Source organism: Arthrobacter pascens (genome assembly GCF_030815585.1).
GTDB lineage: Bacteria > Actinomycetota > Actinomycetes > Actinomycetales > Micrococcaceae > Arthrobacter > Arthrobacter pascens_A.
Genome location: NZ_JAUSWY010000001.1, coordinates 3,877,841 through 3,894,033, shown reverse-complemented (window position 1 = coordinate 3,894,033; position 16,193 = coordinate 3,877,841). Strand labels below are relative to the sequence as shown.

General features: G+C 64.2%; 15 protein-coding genes and 1 pseudogene. 7 read left to right on the top strand and 9 right to left on the bottom strand.

Annotation, left to right across the window (positions count from 1 at the left end; all coding sequences use genetic code 11):
• Positions 1-21: 21 nt before the first annotated feature.
• A pseudogene (locus QFZ30_RS22090) lies at positions 22-912 on the top strand (ScbA/BarX family gamma-butyrolactone biosynthesis protein); the annotation flags it as partial.
• Between the two features lie 34 nt (positions 913-946).
• Here QFZ30_RS22090 and QFZ30_RS17940 read toward each other — a convergent pair.
• Positions 947-1,618 carry a ScbR family autoregulator-binding transcription factor gene (locus tag QFZ30_RS17940; protein WP_307078522.1) on the bottom strand — a complete coding sequence of 224 codons (672 nt, stop codon included), beginning with the start codon at positions 1,616-1,618 and terminating at the stop codon, positions 947-949.
• 95 nt (positions 1,619-1,713) lie between these two features.
• Between QFZ30_RS17940 and QFZ30_RS17935 the strand changes: the two genes are divergently transcribed.
• Positions 1,714-2,649, top strand: a complete 936-nt coding sequence (locus QFZ30_RS17935; RefSeq protein WP_307078520.1) for an NAD-dependent epimerase/dehydratase family protein — start codon at positions 1,714-1,716, stop codon at positions 2,647-2,649.
• An 83-nt stretch (positions 2,650-2,732) separates the two neighbouring features.
• On the opposite strand, the gene QFZ30_RS17930 is transcribed toward QFZ30_RS17935, so the two are convergent.
• The 6 genes from QFZ30_RS17930 to QFZ30_RS17905 form a co-directional block, all read right to left on the bottom strand.
• Complete coding sequence (locus QFZ30_RS17930; protein ID WP_013599688.1) at positions 2,733-2,936, bottom strand: cold-shock protein; 204 nt, start codon at positions 2,934-2,936, stop codon at positions 2,733-2,735.
• A gap of 155 nt (positions 2,937-3,091) precedes the next feature.
• Entirely contained in the window at positions 3,092-4,147 is a 1,056-nt protein-coding gene (locus QFZ30_RS17925; RefSeq protein WP_307078518.1) for a zinc-dependent alcohol dehydrogenase family protein, read from the bottom strand.
• A 77-nt stretch (positions 4,148-4,224) separates the two neighbouring features.
• Positions 4,225-5,409: an acetyl-CoA acetyltransferase gene (locus tag QFZ30_RS17920; protein ID WP_307078516.1), complete on the bottom strand. Its 1,185-nt coding sequence runs from the start codon at positions 5,407-5,409 to the stop codon at positions 4,225-4,227.
• The gene (locus tag QFZ30_RS17915) at positions 5,406-6,128 is read right to left on the bottom strand and encodes a CoA transferase subunit B (RefSeq protein WP_307078514.1); all 723 of its coding nucleotides are present in this window, start codon (positions 6,126-6,128) and stop codon (positions 5,406-5,408) included. The genes QFZ30_RS17920 and QFZ30_RS17915 overlap by 4 nt, the downstream gene beginning before the upstream one ends.
• A 50-nt stretch (positions 6,129-6,178) precedes the next feature.
• A complete protein-coding gene (locus tag QFZ30_RS17910) occupies positions 6,179-7,618 on the bottom strand; it encodes a TIGR00366 family protein (protein ID WP_307078512.1) in 1,440 nt (479 codons plus the stop codon).
• Between the two features lie 52 nt (positions 7,619-7,670).
• Positions 7,671-8,393, bottom strand: coding sequence for a CoA transferase subunit A (locus QFZ30_RS17905; protein ID WP_307078510.1), 723 nt, complete (start codon positions 8,391-8,393; stop codon positions 7,671-7,673).
• A 200-nt stretch (positions 8,394-8,593) separates the two neighbouring features.
• On the opposite strand from QFZ30_RS17905, the gene QFZ30_RS17900 reads away from it, so the two are divergent.
• Both QFZ30_RS17900 and QFZ30_RS17895 read left to right on the top strand, forming a co-directional pair.
• The gene (locus QFZ30_RS17900) at positions 8,594-9,382 is read left to right on the top strand and encodes an IclR family transcriptional regulator (protein WP_307078508.1); all 789 of its coding nucleotides are present in this window, start codon (positions 8,594-8,596) and stop codon (positions 9,380-9,382) included.
• A gap of 79 nt (positions 9,383-9,461) precedes the next feature.
• Entirely contained in the window at positions 9,462-10,376 is a 915-nt protein-coding gene (locus QFZ30_RS17895) for an NADP-dependent oxidoreductase (protein ID WP_307078506.1), read from the top strand.
• A 22-nt stretch (positions 10,377-10,398) separates the two neighbouring features.
• On the opposite strand, the gene nadE is transcribed toward QFZ30_RS17895, so the two are convergent.
• Positions 10,399-11,220, bottom strand: coding sequence for an ammonia-dependent NAD(+) synthetase (gene nadE / locus QFZ30_RS17890; protein WP_307078504.1), 822 nt, complete (start codon positions 11,218-11,220; stop codon positions 10,399-10,401).
• 82 nt (positions 11,221-11,302) lie between these two features.
• Entirely contained in the window at positions 11,303-12,340 is a 1,038-nt protein-coding gene (locus QFZ30_RS17885) for a LacI family DNA-binding transcriptional regulator (RefSeq protein ID WP_307078503.1), read from the bottom strand.
• Between the two features lie 236 nt (positions 12,341-12,576).
• Between QFZ30_RS17885 and QFZ30_RS17880 the strand changes: the two genes are divergently transcribed.
• The 3 genes from QFZ30_RS17880 (at position 12,577) to QFZ30_RS17870 (ending at position 16,191) form a co-directional block, all read left to right on the top strand.
• The gene (locus QFZ30_RS17880; protein WP_307078501.1) at positions 12,577-13,425 is read left to right on the top strand and encodes a sugar phosphate isomerase/epimerase family protein; all 849 of its coding nucleotides are present in this window, start codon (positions 12,577-12,579) and stop codon (positions 13,423-13,425) included.
• On the top strand, positions 13,422-14,432 hold the full coding sequence (locus tag QFZ30_RS17875) for a Gfo/Idh/MocA family protein (protein WP_307078500.1): 1,011 nt from the start codon (positions 13,422-13,424) through the stop codon (positions 14,430-14,432). Before QFZ30_RS17880 ends, QFZ30_RS17875 begins: the two co-directional genes overlap by 4 nt.
• Before the next feature lie 232 nt (positions 14,433-14,664).
• On the top strand, positions 14,665-16,191 hold the full coding sequence (locus tag QFZ30_RS17870; protein ID WP_307078498.1) for an ABC transporter substrate-binding protein: 1,527 nt from the start codon (positions 14,665-14,667) through the stop codon (positions 16,189-16,191).
• Positions 16,192-16,193: the final 2 nt, after the last annotated feature.

The window sequence follows — 16,193 nt, the reverse complement described above, 5'->3', positions numbered from 1 at the left end:
TCAGTTGTGGAAGGGGGAACCATGCGCTTTGATCGCCGGAAGTTCGACGCCGGCCGATCGCAATGGGCCGACCGGAGGCACTCGTTCAGCAGCACGGTCCCCCGTGAACTGGTGCATCGCCGGGCCATTTCCGAGGTTTTTATGACCGATATCCGCAGGATCGGTGAGGGCCGGTACCTGGCCACTGCACAGTGGCCTCGGCTGCACCCCTTCTTTTGTTCCAGGCCTGGAGCGTACGACACAGCACTGATCGCTGAATCCCTGCGGCAAGCTACCATCCTGGTTGCCCACGCAATGGAGGGCGTGCCCTTGGGGCAGGTCTTCCTGATGCCGGACATGTCCGTCCAGGCTCTCGGCGGCCACGCCGGCGATCCGGGCACTCCGACAGAAGTCAACATGCTCCTCGACGTGAATGTCTCACAACGGAACTCACGCGGACCGGTCGTTTTTCGGGTCGAGGCACGCTTCGACGTCGGCGGTCATCCCATCGCCACGGGGGCCGCCGGAGCGCGGCTCGTGGACCCCGCCAGCTATGCCCGGCTGCGGCTGAGGTCCGCCACCGATGGCCAGCCACCGCAGACCGTGCCTTTGCCGCCGGAACAGGTGGGGCACCGGTTTTCCCACAACGTCGCCATTGGCGCAGGTGGTCCCGCAGATACCTGGCCCCTGCACGTTGACGGGACAAACCCCACGTTCTTTGACCATCCGCTGGACCACGTTCCGGGTCTTCTCATGGTGGAAGGAATCCGGCAGGCCCTTCGGGTCCGGATGACGGCTCCCGACCTGGATTTTCAGGCCTTCGAAGCCTCATTCTTGAAAATCGTCGAACTCGACGATGATGCGTCTGTCTCTTTGCGGACCGTCGTCATTGAAGATCAGGTAAAGGGGTGGGCTACTGCTGCCATCAGCGTGGACGGAGCCGTCTGCGTCGAGCTCAGCTGCCGGTTCACACTGAATGCCCCGAACGGCCCTCGGCAGGATCTGCCTCATGAACGCCCAGGCGGGCAAGATCCAGGAACTCAGCCAGTTTGGTCTCGGGAACCATCGCCGGCAAGAGGATCGACCACATGTCCTCGATCCGCTCCAGCACATCAGCACGATGCGTGAGGACGCCGGACACCATCTGCACGCCGGTAAACGACGCAACGAGGTATCGGGCGAAGGCAGCGGTATCCAACGCCTCGTCGATTTCACCCTCGGACTGGCCCTGGCGGGTCAGGAACTCCATGGTTCGGATCCAGTCCTCATAGGGAGCGGTCACCGAGTGCCCGAAGGCGGATGCCTCAAGCGTCAGCCGGACGCCGGCACGGACCACCGGCTCCTGAACCAGCAGCCGCCCGAAACTGGCGCACGTCAAAATGATGGTGGACAGGGCACTGCGGCCCAGCCCGGCGATCCGCTCGCCTTCTTGGGTGGCCAGGGCATGCTGGGCTTCGATCACCGCCAGCGCGAGGTCCTCTTTGGATTTGAAATGAAAATACAGGGCGCCCTTGGTCACACCTGCCCGCTCGGCGACGCTGCTAAGGCTTGCGTTGCCGTAGCCGATCTCTTCGAACACCGCGGCCGCGCCTTCCACAATGGACGCCTTTGTAGCCCTGGCGCGTTCCTGCAGAGGCATAACAGCGACCTTTCATTAGATGTGTGTACCCGCGGTACCCCTAGCCCGGACCGTCCGGACATGGCAGAAGTTGGTCCCCCAAGTGAGTCCGAACTATGAAGGGGAGTGTCCCACGGCCGACCGTCCTGCTGGTCGGAGCGTCCGGTTTCATCGGCCAGGGCGTTCTTCAAGCTGCCGCTGCCAGGGGAGAAATCAACCTTCGCGTCCTGACAAGGCGGACGACCGTCCTCATAAAGAACAGTGAAGCCAGCATATACGCAGGCGACATCACCGACCGTGCGACGCTTGAGACAGCGATGCGCGGGGCGGACCTCGTGGTCAACGCTGCCTCCTACACTGGATCCGACGCTTCGAAGGCAGCCCTGGTTAACCATGAAGGGACGCGGAACCTGCTCGAAGCCGCCGCCAGCTGCACCGTCCCGGGGTTCGTCCAGCTCAGTACCACCTCCGTCTACGGGACAGGACCACACCGTGGCGAGACGGAGACCTCACTTCCGTGCCGGCCTGAATCGGCAGTGAGCCGCAGCCGGGCATCCGCCGATCAACTCGTCCTGGAGGCTGGCGGTACTGTCGTCCGCACCGGCTTGATCTACGGCCCTGGGGACAGGTGGTTTATCCCGTCCCTGATCCGCATGGCGAGCATCCTGGGCGGTCCTGTAGGCGACGGAGATTCCAAACTCTCCGTCATCAGTGTTGAACACCTGGGCCGCCTGATCGCCGGGCTGCTCACAACGGGGACACGAACGAGCGGGACTTTCCACGCCGCTGAACCGATACCGGTGACCGTGGGGCAGATCCTGCGCCACATAGAAGAGCGCATCACCGGTCCCCAATGGTCAGCCCGGACCGACTCAGCGAGCTCCGTCGCGCTCCTGCTCAAGAGCGGTTTCACCGCCCATCAGGTGGCGCTGCTGTCGCAGGACCACTGGTATCAGTCCGACAGACTCTGGACGCTGACGGGCGCCCGGCCGGGACGCTTCGGTTTTTCGGCGGAAGCGGTGGAATGGTATCGCCGGTATGGAGGCACCTGAGTGCCATCCGGGGTTTAACCAGGGATGCAGAAGCTCCCCCGCAGCTGCCCTGTAGGCACACCGGCGGGGGAGCTTCTCAGCCGTTACAGCGGACGAATGTTCTCTGCCTGCGGGCCCTTGGGGCCCTGGGTCACATCGAATTCGACTTTCTGGTTCTCGTCCAGCGAGCGGTACCCGCTGCTGGCAATTGCCGAGTAGTGCGCGAAAACATCTGCGGATCCGTCATCCGGAGCGATGAAGCCGAAGCCCTTTTCAGCGTTGAACCATTTAACTGTGCCTGTTGCCATTGCTAACTTCCTTTGTAACCCATTTTTCTGGCCCTGCTCCGACGGCAGGCAGATGCGGAGACTGTCTTCCGCTGTCTCAAACCTAGGGGTCGAGCCTTGACGGTGCAATAGCTGCGGTCATCAACTGTCACTCCTGTAACGGCGGGACCGCACGCCTACGGCGTCAGCAGCACCTTAATAGCCCGCCGTTCGTCCATGGCCTTGTAGGCTTCGGCCACTTCTTCCAACGGCATATCGATGTCGAAGACGCGGCCGGGATTAATGGTGCCGGCGAGCACATCGGCGAGCAGTTCCGGAATGTACGTCCGGGCGGGTGCCATGCCTCCCGCCACAGTGATGTTCTTGTCGAACAGGTAGCGCAGCGGGATCTCTGCGCCTCCGGTCGGGACGCCCACAAAACCCAGCGCGCCGCCGGGCCGGACGCAGTGCAGTGCCTGCTCCATGGACTCTTTGGTACCTACGCACTCGAGCACGGAGTCGGCCAATACGCCGCCGAGCAGCTCGCGGACCTTGGCAACGCCGTCGTCCCCGCGTTCTTCCACAACGTCCGTGGCGCCGAATTCCCGGGCGATTGCCTGCCTGTCGGCGTGCCGGGACATCGCAATAATCCGCTCGGCTCCAAGCCGCCTGGCTGCCAGCACACTGCAGAGTCCCACGGCCCCGTCGCCCACCACCACCACCGTCCGGTTCGGGGTTACCTGGGCGCTGAGGGCCGCGTGGTGGCCAGTGGCCATTACATCGGACAAAGTAAGCAGGCTCCTCCGGAGCGCTTGGTCCGCCTTGTCGACGCCGGGCACCTTGACGAGGGTGGATTCGGCCAGCGGGACGCGCACGACCTGGCCCTGGCCGCCGTCGATCCTGACCCCTGAATCGTCCTTCCCGCCCCAGCCGGCGAGCCGGTCACACGCAACCGTGACGCCGTTCAGGCACTGCGGACACTTCCCACAGCTGACCACAAACGGCGCGATCACGAAGTCGCCTTCCCTGAGCCCGGTGACTTCGGCTCCGGTGCTCTCCACCACGCCGATGAATTCATGGCCGATTGCGGACGGCCTGTGGGTCGGTTTCACGCCGCGGTAGGGCCAGAGGTCCGAGCCGCAGACACAGGATGCAGTCACTCTGACGACAACATCCGTGGCGAGCTGGACAACGGGATAGTCGCGGTCCTCGACTCGGATATCACCGGGGCCGTGGATGATGGTGGCACGCATGGCTCTCCTTGGACGGGATTTGAAGGTGCCAAGAAGTCTAGCCGCACCCGGTCAACGTCCCGCTCCTCGGCGGGCGGCTATACCGCTTCGAGGACACTGACGTAGTTGGCAATGCCCACGCCGCCCATGTTCTGCACCGCGGCCCGGCGGGGGCCGTTCAGCTGCATGTCGCCGGCGGTGCCGGTGAGCTGCATGGCGGCGACGACGTGCTGCGACACGCCCGTGGCGCCCACCGGGTGGCCCTTGGCCTTCAAACCGCCGGAGACGTTGATGGGCAGTTTACCGTCCTTGAACACCCAGCCCTCTTGGATGGCCCGGGCGCCCTGCCCCGGATCGGTGAGCCCCATGGCTTCGTACATGATCAGTTCGGCGATGGTGAAGCAGTCATGGACTTCCGCGAAGTCGAGGGCTTCAAGCCCGACGCCGGCCATCGCCAATGCGCGCTGCCACGACGCCCGGGTGGCCGCGAAGGCGGTGGGGTCGCGCCGTGCGGCGGGGAAGAAGTCGTTCGCGTGGCCGAAGCCGGCGAGCCGTACCGGCGCAGTGGCTCCGCGGGTAGGCGAGGTGCTGAGGATAATTGCGGCGGCGCCGTCGGACACGGGGGAGCAGTCGGTGCGGCGCAGGGGGTCGGCCACGATGGGGTTCCTGTCCGAAACGGTGCGGCAGAACTCCTCGCCCAGATCCTTGCGGAGCTGGGCATAGGGGTTGTCCACGCCGTTGCGGTGATTTTTCGCAGCGATGGTGCCGAGGACATCGGACACGGAGCCGTAGCGTTTCTCGTAGTGCTTGGCGATGTCGGCGAACAGGCCGGTGAACCCCGTGGTGGACGCCTGGCCCGCCATGTCGTAGTCCGCGCCCAGCAGCGCAGCGCCCACCGCTTCGGCGCCCGCGTGGGTCATCTTTTCCGCGCCGATCACCAGGACTGTTTTCGCGGTGCCTGCAAGCAGCGACTTGGTGCCCTGCTGGAAGGCAGCCGAACCCGACGCGCAGGCGTTCTCCACCCGCGTCGCCGGGACGTTGGCCAACTGGTCCGATACCTGCAGGGCAAGCGAGGACGGGAAGGCCAGCGGCATCATGCCGGAGTTGAACTGACCGAGGTAGATCTCGTCGATCTGTGCGGGCTCGATGCCGGCGGTGGAGATGGCTTCAGTGGCGACCTGGACGATCAGCGACTCGAGGGTCTCCTCGGTGAGCTTGCCGAAACGGCTGTGGCCCCAGCCCGTGAGCAGGACATCCTTGCCGAACTGTTCTTTCAGGCTCATGCCCGTGTTCCCTCCAAAATCGCTGCTCCTCCAAGAGCGGGCGTAGGTGTTTTAAAGGCGATGGTGAACTCCGCCTCGGTCTTTTCGCGGAGCTCCTCCACGGTGACACCCGGCGCGAGGCGGGTGAGCGTGAGCTGCCGCCCGGCTGCTTCGTGTTCGTTCCTCACGTCGGTCCTGACGAGGTCAAACACGGCGAGGTCGCTGATGATCCGGTCCACCACCCGAAGGCCGGTGAGGGGCAGTGTGCATTCCTTCACAATCTTGGCGGTGCCGTCCTTGGCAATGTGCTCCGTGAGGACCACGACGCGCGGGGTCCCGGCCACGAGGTCCATGGCGCCGCCCATGCCCTTGACCATCTTGCCGGGGATGGTCCAGTTGGCGAGGTCGCCGTGGGCGGAGACCTGCATGGCGCCGAGGATAGCGACCTTGACGTGGCCGCCGCGAATCATGCCGAACGAGGTGGCGGAGTCGAAGATGCTGCCGCCGGGCAGGATAGTGACTGTCTGCTTGCCGGCGTTGATGAGATCGGCGTCTTCCTCGCCTTCGTAGGGGAAGGGGCCCATGCCGAGCAGTCCGTTTTCGCTCTGCAGGACAACACGGACGCCGTCAGGCAAATTGTTGGCCACGAGCGTGGGGATGCCGATGCCCAGGTTGACGTAGTCGCCGTCGTTCAGTTCTTCGGCTGCGATGGCAGCCATTTCATCCCTGGTCCAGGCCATGGGGGTCTCCTCAGATGGTTTCGGGGCTGTTGATTTGGTGTGTTTCCGGACTAGTTCGGTATCACCGGCGGCACGAATTCGAAGGTCATGCCCAGCAGCCAGACCAGCAGCAACACAACCGGCAGGTGGAACAGGAATTGCAGGAAAGTGAAGCCCACCAGATCCCGGGCGCGCAGCTTCAGCACCGCCAGCAGCGGCAGCATAAAGAATGGATTGACCAGGTTGGGCAGCGCCTCTGCGATGTTGTATATCTGCACCGTCCAGCCAAGGTTCATGTTTACATCCGTGGCGGACTGCATCACGTAGGGCGCCTCGACCAGCCACTTTCCTCCGCCGGAGGGCACAAACATGCCGAGGACGGCAGTGTAGAGGGCGATGATGACGGCGAAACCCCCGTTGCCGCCGATGCTGGTGAAAAAGTGCGCCAGATGTTCGGAGACGGAGAGGCCCCCTGCCCCGGTGGCTTTGGTGAGAATGGCAGCCATTGCCGCGTACAGCGGGAACTGCACCAAGATTCCGGCCGTGGCGGGCACTGCTTTGGTCACCGCCTGGAGGAATTTGCGGGGAGTGCCATGCAACACCAGCCCCAGCACCAAAAAGACCAGCAGATAGGCGTTGAGCGAACTGACCACGCTAAGAACGGGCAGGGTCAGAACCTGCGAGATAAGCCAGCCCAAGGTGAGAACACCCGCGAGGATGGGGAGGATCCGGCTGTATTCCAGCCATTCGCCCGGACGCGACCGTGGCTCGGAGTCTTCGGGCCGGTCGTCCAGGTCAACACCCAGATCGGCGGCTGTCCTGATGGCGCTGCCCCGGGGAGCCGAGAAATGGGCGATCACGGTGGTGAGCAGCATTAGGATGGCCAGCGACAGCAGAGACTGCCAGGTAAAGATGGTGGTGCCGAAGTCCAGGACTCCCGTAATTTTCAACAACGCCGGCGGAATGGAGGCCTTGGTCGCTTGGAGCTGGGCGGCCGAGGAGGACAGGCCCAAAGCCCAAACAGCGCCGAGTCCCATGAAGGCGGCCGCGCCGAGGGCGCGGTAGTCGACGACGAGATCCTTGCGGCGGGCAATGGCTCGCGCCAGGAGGCCGCCGAAGATCAGGCTCAGCCCCCAATTGAGGAAGGAGACGGACATTGCCAGCACAGCGACAAAGCTGACAGCCGTGCGGGCATTACTCGGAACGTGCGCCAAGCGATCAATCATCCGCGCGACCGGTGGCGATGTGGCGACAACATAGCCCGTCAGCACCACCATGGACATCTGCAGGGTGAACGCTGTCAGGTCCCAGAAGCCGTTGCCGAAGGAATCGACAACAGATTTAGGGGAGGCCCCTATGGCCAGTGCCGCCACAGCGACCAGCACGACGCCGGCGAGGGCAAAAATGTAGGCGTCCGGAAACCACTTCTGCGTCCAGCCGGCGAGCCATTGCGCCATTCGGGCCAGACCCTTCTGCGGGACGTCCTGGTGCTTGAGTTGCGTAGTAGTCATGATCAGGTTTCTCTCCGTTGAGTGTGTGGCCCGTTGCAGCGTGAGGCGGCGTTCAGGCCGGGACAGGCATCGCTTCGGCTCGAGGACGGACGGTGCGCTGCTCGATGTCCTTGACCCGGCCGCCCGCCTGGACCAGCCGCTGGACGTAAACGCCAGGCGTCACGATGTGGTTGGGGTCAAGCGCTCCTGGTTCCACAATGACTTCGGCTTCGGCGATGGTGACCTTACCCGCGGTGGCCACTACCGGGTTGAAGTTCCGCGCGGTGTAGCGGTAGATCAGGTTCCCGTCCGTGTCGGCCGTGTGCGCGTGGACCAGTGCGACATCGGCCCGGATGGCGCGCTCCAGGACGTACGTCCCGCCGTCGAACACCTCATGCGGTTTGCCTTCGGCAACTAGGGTTCCTACCCCGGTCTTGGTGTAGAACGCCGGAATGCCGGCGCCGCCGGCGCGGAGGCGCTCGGCGAGGGTGCCCTGCGGCGTGAACTCAACTTCCAGCCTGCCGGCGAGGTACTGCTCGGCGAACAGCCTGTTTTCGCCTACGTAGGACGCGATAACCTTCCGGACCTGCCCGGCCTCGATCAGGACGCCGAGCCCCTTGCCGTCCACGCCCATGTTGTTGGAGACCACGGTCAGGTCCTGCGCGCCGGAATCACGGACGGCTTCAATCAGGTCCGCGGGGATTCCGCTGAGCCCGAAACCTCCAACCGCCAAGGTGATCCCGTTCTGCAGGACATCCCGCAGGGCTTCGGCCGCTGCCGGTTTGAGTTTGGTCATCGCATCTCCTCATTGAGAGTTTGGCTCTTCGATGGCTATCCACTTTATGGACTGCATGTCTGAATGTGGAGCGTACGGGAGGAGGATTCACCCTGTCAAGGCAAAGAGTTTCCCGCGGAAATCCGGCAATTCTACAATGTGGACGATAGACTGGCTGCTATCCATAATATGGATGTCTGTCATCAATTCAGAGGAACAAAATGAATCAACTTCCCGTGCAGGGGGCCCAGGTGGTCAGCCGCATCGCCGGACTGCTACGCATCGTGGGCCGCAAACCGGAGGGCAGCCCGCTGGTCGCGCTGGTCCGGGAGTCGGGGCTCACCCGGCCGACAGTCCACCGGCTCCTGACCTCGTTGGCCTCCGAGGGGCTGCTGGATCACGATGCCCGCACCGGGAACTGGGTCCTGGGGCCGGAGATCCTGCTGATGGGATCGGTCGCCTCGGCCCGGTTCCCGCTGGAGGAGATCGCCCGGCCCAGCCTTCGCCGGCTGGCCGAAGAAACCGGGGAGAGCGCCTTCTTTTCCATCCGGCGAGGTTCGGAAACGGTCTGCCTGCTGCGGGAGGAGGGCAGTTTTCCCGTCCGGTCCTTTGTGCTGCACGAGGGCGTCCGCTTTCCCCTGGGGGTCGCCTCGGCGGGAACCGCCATCATGGCCTTCCTGGACGACGACGAACAGGACCAGCTGCTGGAAAACTGGCCCGTCCACGCCGGACCGTTCGCCGACACCCACACCGAAGTTGTGGTCCGGGCCAACCTGGCGAAGACCCGCCAGACAGGCTACGCCGTGAATCCGGGCCTGGTGCTGGAAGGCAGCTGGGGGATGGGTGCAGCAGTATTCGACGCCGCGGGCCGCCCTGCCTGGGCACTCTCCCTCACCGGCATCGAACCCCGTTTCCGCGAAGACCGCCAGAATTTCCTGGGCCGGCTGCTGATGGAGGAAGCCCACCGGATCACCGTCCAGCTGGGGACACCGGGCAAGGAACTGTTGTGAAGCAAAGAACTGTTGTGATGGCGGGAACGGCGCGCTTAGGCTGGCGGTAGAGTGCCGGACACCCAAAGGAGCAAGGGACATGAGCACCAGGATCTACTTCGATGAGTATGGCGATCCACGCGTGCTGCAGGTGGGGCCTGAGGAACTGGCGGAACCCGGTGCCGGCCAGGTGCGCGTGGAATTCCGTGCCGTGGGAGTCAACCCCACGGACTGGATGCTTGTGGCGGGCTACCTCAAGGAAATGGCCCCGCTGGATCTGCCTGAAGTTCCCGGCAGCGAGGCTGCGGGAGTGGTCACCGCGGTGGGCCCGGCCTTCGAAGGATTCGCAGTCGGGGATGAAGTTATCTGGAACGGTTTCACCGGTGGCTACCGGACGGAGGCGGTGGTACCGGCTGAAGAGCTCACGCCACTGCCGGCCGGAGTCGATTTTGAGCAGGGGGCCTGCCTGCCCGTGGCCGGGGGAACAGCATATTCAGCACTGAAGCAGCTGGGCGTGGGTGCCAGCGACACCGTCCTGATCCATGCGGCAGCCGGCGGCGTTGGTTCGGCCGCGGTCCAGTTGGCCCAGGCCTTCGGTGCCCGGGTGATCGGCACGGCATCCGGGGCAAATCAGGAGTATCTGCGCGAGCTGGGCGCCGAGGCCGTCACCTACGGGCCAGGCCTGGTGGAACGCATTAGCTCTCTTGCTGAAGATTCTGGACCGGTGACCGCCATACTCGATGCTGCGGGAACCGAGGAGTCTGTTGCTGCCACCGTGGAGCTGCTCCGGGACCGCGGTAAGGCTGTGGTCACGGTTCCCAGCCGGCATTCCGAGGAAGCCGGGATCGCCGCCGTGCAAGAACTGGAGGGCCGGATCGAGGACGTGGCCACGATCGCCGCCGAAGGCCTCCTCACCTTCACCATCGCGCACCGGTTCCCGCTCGCAGAAGCTGCCGATGCCCTGGAGGTCAGCCGCACGGGGCACGGCCGCGGCAAGATCGTCCTGCTGCCATAGTTAGGCAGAGGAGCGTGGCGAGTTATTTCCACCAAGTCTCGAAGATGGTGACCGGGACGGTCCGCTTGTGCCGGGTGCGGAGGTACTTCTCTTCAATCAGCTGGGCCGCCGCCTCAGGGATCTCACGGCCTTCAAGGTAATCATCGATCTGGTCATAGCTGACGCCAAGCTCGTCCTCATCAGTGCGGCCGGGCCTGTCGTCCAGAAGGTCGGCCGTGGGCACCTTTTCCCAGACCCGGGCGGGAGCGCCCAGTTCCGCAAGCAGCGCACGGTTCTGGCGCTTGTTCAGGCCAAACAGCGGAAGGATGTCTGCGCCGCCGTCGCCATACTTGGTGAAGAACCCGGTGACGGACTCGGCGCCGTGGTCCGTGCCGATCACCAGGTAGTTGTATTCGCCGGCCAGTGCGTACTGGGCGGTCATGCGTGCCCGGGCCTTCGTGTTGCCCTTGTGGAAATCGGAGATGGAGGCGCCGGCGGTCTTCTCGAACTCATCCTCGAAGCCGTCCACGGCCGCGGAGATATTGAACGTCCACTCCGTCTTGGGCTGGATAAAGTCCAGCGCTGCCTGGGCGTCATCCTCGTCGTGCTGGACACCGTAGGGCAGGCGGACGGCCACGAAGTTGGCCTCCGTGCCCTCAGCCTCCAGTTCTGTGACCGCGAGCTGGGCCAGCTTTCCGGCAAGGGACGAATCCAGGCCGCCCGAGATGCCCAGGACAAAGCCCTGGGTCCGGGTCGCCTTGAGGTAGTCCTTCAGGAAAGTCACGCGTTTGCGCACCTCCCCAGCGGGATCGATCCGGGGCTGCACGCCCATTTCTTCAATGATGGTGGCCTGGAGTTCGCGCATGTGTCCCAGCCTAGTCAGCGGTGTCAACATCGCTCAACTGTTTCCGCCGGTTCGGCACGGTCCGCCCGAGTCGTGCACGGAGTTATGGCGCTGTCGGACCAGGTGCAGGCGCGGGCCCGGTGGAGCCGCGGACCGTCAGATGCGTTGGCATCACGGACCGGCTGCGGGTACCACCGCCTGCAAGGGGGTTCAGCTGCGCCAGCAGCATGGAAACGGCCACCCGCCCGGCCTGTTCGATCGGGGAGGCCATCGTCGTCAGGGGCGGGTTACAGAAGTCCGCGCCGAAGATGTCGTCGCAGCCCACAATGCTCATGTCCTCCGGAACACGGATGCCGCGTTCGCGAAGGCGCTGGAGCATGCCGATGGCGATGAGGTCGTTGAACGCGATACAGGCTGTCACTCCGCTGTGCACGGCGGCGTCCGCGGCGGCTGCGCCGGACTGCGTCTTGGGCGCGAACGGTCCCAGCCGGCGCGCTTCCACGCCGCGTTCCTCGGCGGCCTCGGACAGGGCGGCCCAGCGGCGTGTGCTGGACTGGGACGTGGCAGGGCCGGCGATGTAGGCAATCCGGGTGTGGCCCAGCGAGATGAGGTGGTCGAGGGCCTGGCTTGTGGCGGACGGCGTGTCAATGAGAACCGCAGGCACTCCGGGGACGTCCCGGTTGATGGTGACCATGGGCATCTTCGCCGCCGCGGCCAGCAGGGCTTCGTCGCTGAGCCGGGAGGCAGTCACCACGATTCCGTCCGCACTCTTGCGCAGCTGTTCCATGGTGCTGGCCTCCACCTCGTCCGATTCCTCCGTGTCCACCAGCAGCTGGGTGTAGCCGGCCGCTTTGAGCTGAAGCTGGGTGCCCCGGATGAGGTCGAAATAAAAGGGGTTGGTGATGTCCGGGACCAGCACCCCCACTGCGCCCGTGCGCCCGGAACTCAGTGCCTTGGCCTGGCTGTTGGGGATGTAGTGCAGCTGGGCCGCAGCCGCCTCAATCCGCTGGCGCGTCCGGATGTTGACGCGGTCCGGCGAGGAGAGCGCCCGGGAAACGGTGGATGCCGCCACGCCGCAGAGTGCGGCGATGTCGTGGATCGTGGGCGGGCGGTCCACAGCTGCTGGTTGCGTCGTAGCCACGGCGCTCCTCTCTGAACGTGGTGGCCGGGCCGTTATGGCCGGTCAGGGGAGGGCCTGTGACTGCCGACACAGATCCATCAGCAAAGAATGCCACAGATTGTCGGTTTTTGGCAATCGGTTGTCATTTGATGGCTGATCTAGCTAAACTGGGATGGACACCGTTTGTGAACTGCGTCACCGCGCTGGAGCCGAAGGCGAGCTGCCTGCGCGGCGGCCGCAAAACCCAGGAGATCCGCGTGAGCAAAACAACAATCGCAGTCTGGCCCCTTTCAGGTTTCGGCGACGAGATAGATCCGGATCCCGCCGTGCAGGCTGCCGTATTGCTGGCCTTGGGCGCGAGCCACATCGAGGTGCGCAGCGCCTGGGGCACCAATGTCTCCCAGCTGGAACCGGAGCAGGTTGCCCGACTCAAGGAAATCCTCGATGAAAAGCGCCTCAAGGTCTCGGCAGTGGCCAGCCCCATTGGCAAGGTGGAGGTGAGCCTGCCGGTGGAACACGAGCTGCAACGCCTCCGCCAGGTCATTTCCGTGGCCAAGGGCCTGGATACCAAGTACATCCGCATCTTCTCGTTCTACCGGGCGGAAGACCGGAGCGCCGAAGACATCCGTGAGGACGTCCTCATCCGCATGGGCGCGCTGGCAGCGCTCGCTGAGGAATCCGGCGTCGTGCTTCTGCACGAAAACGAAAAGGGCATCTACGGCGATACTCCGCAGCGCGTGCTGGACATCATGCAGTCCGTGGACTCCCCGGCGCTGCGCATCGCGTGGGACAATGCGAACTTCGTCCAGGTGGGGGTCAAGCCCTTCACCGAGGGCTACGCGATGCTGCGCCCCTACCTCGAGTACTTCCAGGTCAAGGACGCGCTCTCCACCACCGGCGAAGTGGTGCCCTCCGGAGAGGGCGACGGCGAGCTGGACGCCACCATCGCTGCTCTGAAGGCGGACGGCTTCGCCGGTTTCGCCTCGCTGGAACCCCACTTGGCCAGCGCCCACGAGCTTGGCGGTTTCTCGGGCCCGGTAGCCTTCGGCATCGCGGCCCGCGCCTTCGCTGCGCTCGCGGCGAAGAACGGGGTTGAACTCTCTTGAGCACGACGGCGGCGGTCATCGGCTGCGGTGATGTTTCGACAGTGCACTTCGAGGCACTTGCAAAGCTCGACGGCGCCACGCTGGTTGCGGTCTGCGATCCGGATCCGCAGCGGCTGGCTGCCGCCGTGGCCGCCTACGGCGTGCCTGGTTTCGCCGACCACCTGAGCCTCATCGAGGCGGTCCGTCCGGACGTGGTGCACATTTGCACCCCGCATGACCAGCACGCGTCGGTGGCCGCGGACTGCCTGGAGCGTGGCGTCAACGTCATTGTGGAGAAGCCTTTGGCCCACACCTTGGCAGAAGGCCGGCGGCTGGTGGAGGCCGCCTCGGCAAGCCCGGCGAAAATCGCAGTGTGCTTCCAGAACCGGTACAACGCAACGGCGCAGGCCATGCACGCCCTGCTATCATCGGGCGAGCTGGGGGCTGTGGTGGGGGCCTCGGCAACGGTGATGTGGCAGCGCTCCGCCGAGTACTACGAAAACCGCCCCTGGCGGGGGACCTGGGCCAGCGGCGGAGGCGGGCTGATGATGAACCAGGCCATCCACACCGTAGACCTGCTCCAGTGGCTGGTGGGTGACGTTGTCACGGTCACGGGAAATGCTTCGACGCGATTCCTGGGCGGCACCATCGAAGTGGAAGACACCGCGGAATTCGTGGCGGTACATGCCAACGGTGCCCGGAGTGCGTTCTATGCCACCCTAGCCAATGCCTTCAACGCCCCGGTGGCACTCGACGTTGTCACCGAGAAAGCCGTCCTGAGCCTGAAGGGCGACCTCACTGTCAACCATAATGACGGGCGGGTGGACGTCATTCCGGAGCGCACGAGCGGCTCCGGGGGCCGGTCCTACTGGGGTGTATCCCACGAGCTGCTGATCAGCGACTTCTATGGCCGGCTGGACGAGGCGGAGCCGTTCTGGATCAGCCCCGCAGAGGCCGAAAAATCGCTGCGCATCATCAAGGATGTCTACCGGCAGAGCTACCCGGAATGGACTGGCAAAGTGTCGTGACCCATGGCTGTAGTGGCGTCTGGGCGGTAGCTGGAAGCAACCGGTTGCAACCAGCCCGCACATGCCCGGGCAACCCATTCCGGTATGAAAAAAGAAATACCGCAACATTTTTGACAATCGGTTGCCAAAAAAGCCATTAGTGCGTATTCTGAATCTCACAAGACGGGTGTGGTCCACGCCACATCTGCTTCATTTCGCAAGTCTCACGTTCCACGGATCCCAGGAGCCAACAATGAAGTTAGGTCCCAAGGCGGCAGCAGCCGCCCTCGTACTCAGCGCCTCGCTGGCGCTCACCGCATGTGGCGGGGGCGCCGGAGCGGGCTCAAACGCCGGCGCTTCTCCAACATCACTCACCCTGGGCACCCTCCGGGACATCACTTCCTGGGATCCTGCCCAGGCTCACGTCGGCCATGCCCTGCAGCCGTACCAGGCAGCGTATGACACCCTGATCCTGCGCGAACCGGACGGCAAGCTCAGTCCGATGCTGGCCACGGCGTGGAAGTACAACGACACCAACACCAAGCTCACCCTGGATCTCCGGACCGACGTCACCTTCAGCGACGGTGCCAAGTTCGACGCCGAAGCAGCCAAGGCCAACATGGACCACTTCAAGAAGGCCAACGGCCCGCAGATGGCCCAGCTCGCCTCGGTGCAGGACGTAGCCGTGGTGGACGCGGACACCATCGATATCAACCTCGCTACCCCGGATCCGGCACTGGAGTACTTCCTGAGCCAGGCCGCGGGCCTGATGGGAAGCCCCCAGTCACTGGGTACTGACGCCATCAAGACCGTTCCTGTGGGCTCCGGCCCGTACGTGATGGACAAGGCAGCCTCGGTGAAGGACTCGCAAACGGTCTTCACCGCCCGCGAGGGCTACTGGAACAAGGACCTCCAGAAGTACCAGAAGCTCACCCTCAAGATCCTCACCGATCCCACAGCCCGCACCAATGCGCTGGTTTCCGGCCAGATCGATGCCACCCTCCTGGATCCCAAGAACGGCAAGCAGGCCGAGGGCGCCAAGATGAAGCTCGAAACCAACCAGGTGGACTGGTCCGGCTTGCTCCTCCTGGACCGCGACGGCACCAGTAACCCCGCCCTGGCCAACCTGAAGGTCCGCCAGGCCATCAACCACGCGTTCGACCGCAAGACCATCCTGGATCAGGTCATGCTCGGCCAAGGAACTCCCACCTCGCAGCCGTTTGGCAAGGACAGCGGCGCTTGGACCGAAGAGCTGGAGAACTACTACAGCTACGATCCCGCCAAGGCCAAGCAACTCCTAAAGGAGTCCGGCTTCGAGGGCAACGTAACTCTGGACGTCCCTACCCTTCCGGGAGGTGAAACCCTTATCTCCGTTCTCCAGCAGCAGCTCGCGGACGTCGGCATTACCCTGAAGCCGGGCGCCGCGATCACCAACACGTTCACTGCGGACGTTGCGGCCCAGAAATACCACGCACTGTTTTACAACCTCTTCCAGGGCGAGCCCACGGTTGCGATTGACCAGATCGTCTCCACCAAGGCCCTGTACAACCCGTTCAAGAACACCACGCCGGAGCTCGAGGCCAAGATACAGGCTGTGCGCACCGGGGGCGAAGAGGCCGGCAAGCTGGCACAGGACGTCAACAAGTATGTAGTGGAACAGGCATGGTTCGCTCCGTTGTTCCGTGTGAACCAGATGTACTACCACAACGACAAGGTGAACGTCACTCCGCAGATCCAGCAGGCCGTTCCGTCCATCTACAACTACTCGCCTGCCAAGTAGGA